At 66.0% G+C, this 6065-nt stretch carries 5 protein-coding genes; 4 read left to right on the top strand and 1 reads right to left on the bottom strand.

What is annotated here, in order from left to right:
- The first annotated feature begins 279 nt into the window (after window positions 1-279).
- Both acs and GRX31_RS24935 read left to right on the top strand, forming a co-directional pair.
- On the top strand, window positions 280-2280 hold the full coding sequence (gene acs, locus GRX31_RS24940; protein WP_016445177.1) for an acetate--CoA ligase: 2001 nt from the start codon (window positions 280-282) through the stop codon (window positions 2278-2280).
- Window positions 2281-2455: 175 nt separating this feature from the next.
- Entirely contained in the window at window positions 2456-2938 is a 483-nt protein-coding gene (locus tag GRX31_RS24935) for a hypothetical protein (protein WP_016445178.1), read from the top strand.
- 106 nt (window positions 2939-3044) lie between these two features.
- Here the strand turns inward: GRX31_RS24935 and GRX31_RS24930 are convergent, their stop codons facing one another.
- Window positions 3045-3350, bottom strand: coding sequence for a c-type cytochrome (locus GRX31_RS24930; RefSeq protein WP_016445179.1), 306 nt, complete (start codon window positions 3348-3350; stop codon window positions 3045-3047).
- A gap of 107 nt (window positions 3351-3457) precedes the next feature.
- Here GRX31_RS24930 and GRX31_RS24925 point away from each other — a divergent pair, with 107 nt between their 5' ends.
- Window positions 3458-3700, top strand: a complete 243-nt coding sequence (locus GRX31_RS24925) for a TIGR04438 family Trp-rich protein (protein WP_016445180.1) — start codon at window positions 3458-3460, stop codon at window positions 3698-3700.
- Between the two features lie 189 nt (window positions 3701-3889).
- Window positions 3890-5749 (top strand): dihydroxy-acid dehydratase, encoded by a 1860-nt coding sequence (gene ilvD / locus GRX31_RS24920; RefSeq protein WP_016445181.1) that lies wholly within the window; start codon window positions 3890-3892, stop codon window positions 5747-5749.
- Window positions 5750-6065 lie beyond the last annotated feature (316 nt).

Genomic DNA, 6065 nt, shown 5'->3' with positions numbered 1-6065 from the left:
ACGCAGGGGGGAGCCGGGGGCTCGGTTGGAGTTTTGCTGGCGGGCCATGGTGGTCGGTCGCGCTTGTCTTGCGTGGGGGCGTGGATGGGAGGGGACAATGGCCGTGGAAAACGGGCGCGCGATTTTAGCGGCGAAACAGGCCATTGCCGGTGACAGCCAGGAACTGCGGGGAATCCCCAGGTAGACGCGCCCAAGGGTGTTTCAGTCAGTGGCATGTAAGACCGGCCCCCGACAGTCACACCACAATTTTTATTTGGCCAGCCCAGGAGACAAGCAAGCATGAGCACCGCAACAGCATCCCCCATTGAATCGGTACTGGTGGAGAACCGGGTCTTCCCGCCGCCGGCAGACTTTGCCGCCAAGGCCCGCATCTCCGGCATGGAGCAGTACAAGGCGCTGTGCGCCGAGGCAGAGAACGACTACCAGGGCTTCTGGGCCCGCCTGGCGCGCGAGAACGTGGTCTGGTCCAAGCCCTTCACCCAGGTGCTGGACGACAGCAATCCCCCCTTCTTCCGCTGGTTCGCCGATGGCGAACTCAATGCCAGCGCCAATTGCCTGGACAAGCACATGGGCACGGCCGTCGAGCACAAGACGGCCATCATCTTCGAGGCCGATGGCGGCGAGGTCACCAAGGTCAGCTACCGCGAGCTGCTGGAGCGCGTCTCGCAGTTCGCCAACGCGCTCAAGGCGCAGGGCGTGCAAAAGGGTGACCGTGTCCTGATCTACATGCCCATGACCATCGAGGGCGTGGTGGCCATGCAGGCCTGCGCGCGCATCGGCGCCACGCATAGCGTGGTGTTCGGCGGCTTCTCGGCCAAGGCGGTGCAGGAACGCATCGTCGACGTGGGCGCCGTGGCCGTGATCACCGCCAACTACCAGATGCGCGGCGGCAAGGAACTGCCGCTCAAGGCCATCGTGGACGACGCGCTGGCGCTGGGCGGCTGCGAGGCCGTGCGCCATGTCTTCGTCTACGAGCGCACGGCCACCGCCTGCGCCATGACGGCGGGCCGCGACAAGACCTTCGGCGAGATCCTGGCCGGCCAGAGCACGGAGTGCGCGCCCGTGGCCGTGGATTCCGAGCACCCGCTGTTCATCCTCTACACCAGCGGCTCCACCGGCAAGCCCAAGGGCGTGCAGCACTGCACGGGCGGCTACGTGCTGTGGGCCAAGCAGACCATGGAGTGGACCTTCGACCTCAAGCCCAGCGACGTGTTCTGGTGCACGGCCGACATCGGCTGGATCACGGGCCACACCTACGTGGCCTACGGCCCGCTGGCCGCTGGCGCCACGCAGATCGTGTTCGAGGGCGTGCCCACCTTCCCCAATGCGGGCCGCTTCTGGCAGATGATCGAGCGCCACGGCTGTACCATCTTCTACACGGCGCCCACGGCCATCCGCTCGCTGATCAAGGCCGCCGACAGCGATGCCGCCGTGCATCCGAAGAACTGGAACCTGTCCAGCCTGCGCCTGCTGGGCAGCGTGGGCGAGCCCATCAATCCCGAGGCCTGGATGTGGTACCACAAGCATGTGGGCGGCGAGCGCTGCCCCATCGTGGACACCTTCTGGCAGACCGAAAACGGGGGCCACGTGATCGCCCCCATGCCGGGTGCCACCCCGCTGGTGCCGGGTTCGTGCACGCTGCCGCTGCCGGGCATCATGGCCGCCATCGTCGACGAGACCGGCCACGAACTGCCCAACGGCGCAGGCGGCCTGCTGGTGGTCACCAAGCCCTGGCCCAGCATGATCCGCACCATCTGGGGCGACCCCGAGCGCTTCAAGAAGAGCTATTTCCCGGCCGAACTCGGCGGGCAGACCTATCTGGCAGGCGACGGCGCCGTGCGCAGCGAGGACCGGGGCTACTTCCGCATCACCGGTCGCATCGACGACGTGCTCAATGTCTCGGGCCACCGCATGGGCACGATGGAGATCGAATCGGCCCTGGTCGCCAAGACGGATCTGGTGGCCGAGGCCGCCGTCGTGGGCCGCCCCGACGACCTGACCGGCGAGGCCATCTGCGCCTTCGTGGTACTGAAGCGGGCACGCCCCACGGGCGAGGAAGCCAAGCAGATCGCCAAGGAGCTGCGCGACTGGGTGGCCAAGGAAATCGGCCCCATCGCCAAGCCCAAGGACATCCGCTTCGGCGACAACCTGCCCAAGACGCGCAGCGGCAAGATCATGCGCCGCCTGCTGCGCTCGATTGCCAAGGGCGAGGCCATCACCCAGGACACGAGCACGCTGGAGAACCCGGCCATCCTCGACCAGCTGGCCGAGACGAACTGAGGTCCGACACGACCGCCATGAAGAACCGGAGCCCTGGCTCCGGTTTTTTCTTGGCCGGACTGCGGGTGGCGCCCTGTCTTGCAGTCCTATTTTGTGTGGGCCGACAGCTCAGGCATGATGGTTGCGGTACAACCGAAGCTGTTGCTTTCACCACTGCCGAGGGAGGCCTTTCACCATGAATCTGAGAACCCTGTCGTTGCTGATCACCGTGGCCCTGATTGCGTTGCTGGCGGCATTCAACTGGAACACGCTGGCCGCGCCATCCGTCGTGTCGCTGGGCGTCACCGATGTCCAGGCGCCGCTGGGCGTGCTGATGCTGGCGCTGACCTGCCTGCTGGGCGTGTTCTTCGTCGCCTATGTGCTGTGGCTGCAGGGCTCGGTGCTGATGGAGGCGCGCCGACACGCCAAGGAAATGCAGGCCCAGCGCGACCTGGCCGACAAGGCCGAGGCCTCGCGCTTCACCGAGCTGCGCACCGTGCTGGAAGACCTGCATGCGCGTGACAAGGAGGTGCTGATGGCGCGGCTGGATGCGCTGGAGGCCCATCTGGTGCAGCGCGCCCAGGAGTCGGACAACAGCACGGCCGCCTATGTGGGGCAGCTGGAGCAGCAGGTACGCCTGCACCAGCAGCCCGGCACGGGCGCTGCGGACTACAGGTAAGGGGGCCGGGCCCGGATTCACCGGCGGACCATGAAAAAACCGCGCGACTTGCGTTGCGCGGTTTTTTTGCGGGCCCTGAGGCGGGGCCCCGAAGGAAAGGCGGAGCCTACTTCAGCGACATCACCCAGGCGGCCAGCTTCTTGGCATCGGCTTCGTTGACCTGGGGGTTGGCGGGCATGGGAACCGGGCCCCAGACACCGCTGCCGCCCTTCATGATCTTGCCTGCCAGCTTGTCCACGGCGTCCTTCTGGCCGGCGTACTTGGCGGCCACATCCTTGTAGGAGGGGCCCACCAGCTTCTTGTCCACTGCGTGGCATGCCATGCAGTTCTTGGAGGTGGCAAGTGCCTGGTCGGCCATGGCGGGGGCCACGGCGGCGACGGTCAGGGCAAATGCAATCAATGTCTGCTTCATCATGAGTTCCTGGGGTGTTGTCGGGAATAATTATGCGAACCATTGTAGTGGGCGCGCATGCGTGATGCGTTACCTCGTGTGAAGCGCTTTGTGGCGAAGGAGAAGTGATGTATCTGTTGGGAATTGCGGTCCTGCTCACCTTGCTCAAGCTGGCCGATATCGAACCTGTCGCCACCTGGTCGTGGTACGTCATCCTGGGCGCCTATGGCTTGACGGCGGCCTGGTGGGCCTGGGCGGACATGTCGGGCTACACCAAGCGGCGCGCGGCTGACAAGATCGAGCAGCGGCGCCTGAAGCGCATCGAAAAGAACAAGGAAGCCATGGGCACGGGCACGCGTTCGCGCCGCTGATCGGATCTGAATTGCGCAGCAGGCTTCGCCGCAGGCGATGCCTGGGGTCTGCAAAGGGGCGGTCCACGCCGGCCGGGGCATTCCTGCGCCCCAGCGGTGCGGCGGGTGCTGCGCCATAATCTTCGCCCAGACCCTGGCCTTCCCCACAGGACCAGGGACGGACCGAGACGACAGACAACTGGATTGCCCATGCCCGCATACCGTTCCAAGACTTCCACCGGCGGCCGCAACATGGCTGGTGCGCGCGCCCTGTGGCGTGCCACCGGCATGAAGGATGGCGACTTCGACAAGCCCATCATCGCCATCGCCAATTCCTTCACGCAGTTCGTGCCCGGCCACGTCCACCTCAAGGACCTGGGCCAGCTGGTGGCGCGCGAGATCGAGGCCGCAGGCGGCGTGGCCAAGGAATTCAACACCATCGCCGTGGACGACGGCATCGCCATGGGCCACGACGGCATGTTGTACTCGCTGCCCAGCCGCGACATCATCGCGGACTCGGTGGAGTACATGGTCAACGCCCACTGCGCCGACGCGCTGGTGTGCATCTCCAACTGCGACAAGATCACCCCCGGCATGCTGATGGCCGCCATGCGGCTGAACATTCCCGTGATCTTCGTCTCGGGCGGCCCCATGGAAGCGGGCAAGACCAAGCTGGCCAATCCCACCACGCACACGCTGGAATTCAAGAAGCTGGACCTGGTCGATGCCATGGTGATCGCGGCCGACTCCAACTACACCGACGAGCAGGTCGCCCAGGTCGAGCGCTCGGCCTGCCCCACCTGCGGTTCGTGCTCGGGCATGTTCACCGCCAACTCCATGAACTGCCTGACCGAGGCCCTGGGCCTGTCCCTGCCCGGCAACGGCACGGTGCTGGCCACGCATGCCGACCGCGAGGAACTGTTCAAGCGCGCCGGCCGCCGCATCGTCGAGCTGGCCCGCGAGTACTACGAGCAGGAAGACGCATCCGTGCTGCCGCGCTCGGTGGGCTTCAAGGCCTTCGAGAACGCGATGACGCTGGACATCGCCATGGGCGGCTCCACCAACACCATCCTGCACCTGCTGGCCATTGCCCGTGAAGCCGAGATCGACTTCACCATGGCCGACATCGACCGCCTCTCGCGCCAGGTGCCCCAGCTGTGCAAGGTCGCGCCCAACACGCAGAAGTACCACATCGAGGATGTGCACCGCGCCGGCGGCATCTTCGCCATCCTGGGCGAGCTGGCTCGCGCCGGAAAGCTGCACACCGACGTGCCCACCGTGCACGCCAAGACCCTGGGCGAAGGCCTGGCGCAGTGGGACATCACCACCACCCAGGACGAAGCCGTGCGGCACTTCTACCTGGCAGGACCGGCCGGCATCCCCACCCAGGTGGCCTTCAGCCAGAACACGCGCTGGCCCAGCCTGGACCTGGACCGTGCCGAAGGCTGCATCCGGTCCTACGAGCATGCCTTCTCCAAGGAGGGCGGCCTGGCCGTGCTGACGGGCAACATCGCCCTGGACGGCTGCGTGGTCAAGTCGGCCGGCGTGGACGAAAGCATCCATGTGTTCGAGGGCACGGCCCACGTGACCGAGTCGCAGGACGAGGCCGTGCAGAACATCCTGGACGACAAGGTCAAGGCCGGCGACATCGTCATCGTGCGCTACGAAGGCCCCAAGGGCGGCCCCGGCATGCAGGAAATGCTGTACCCGACCAGCTACATCAAGTCCAAGGGCCTGGGCAAGGCCTGCGCGCTGCTGACGGACGGGCGCTTCTCGGGCGGCACCTCGGGCCTGTCCATCGGCCACTGCTCTCCCGAAGCTGCCGCTGGCGGCGCCATCGGTCTGGTGAAGAACGGCGATCGCATCCGCATCGACATTCCCAACCGCAGCATCAACGTGCTGGTCTCCGACGAGGAACTGGCCCGCCGCCGCGCCGAGCAGGATGCCAAGGGCTGGAAGCCCGCCCAGCCGCGCCCGCGCAAGGTCTCGGCCGCGCTCAAGGCCTATGCCAAGCTGGTGATGTCGGCCGACAAGGGCGCCGTGCGCGACCTGTCGCTGCTGGACGACTGACACCGGGCTGCACCGCCGCCCGGCGGTGCGCACCCGATGGAAATGAAAAGGGATGGAAGGCCTTGCGGCTTTCCATCCCTTTTTCTTTTCTCTTCTCTCAGGCCCTTGAGGGCTCTTGTTTCATCGTGGGGCGACCGGCTTGCCGTTTCATCGTGGCTGCCGGTTCGGGTTTTCATCGTGGAGCAAACAGCCCACTCTCATTTATGGGAAGTGCCTGAAAAACTGGCGCGGCCAAAACAAGGGACAGCGAGCAAGGGCCGCCCCGCCGCGAGGCTGTCGTCCCCCTCCCGCGAAGCGAGAGAGGGGGAAGGCGCGA

Source organism: Delftia sp. CH05 (assembly GCF_009827015.1).
Taxonomy (GTDB): Bacteria; Pseudomonadota; Gammaproteobacteria; order Burkholderiales; family Burkholderiaceae_C; genus Comamonas; species Comamonas tsuruhatensis.
Note: the sequence above shows the minus strand (reverse complement) of the source record. Positions and strands in the feature narration are given on the sequence as shown.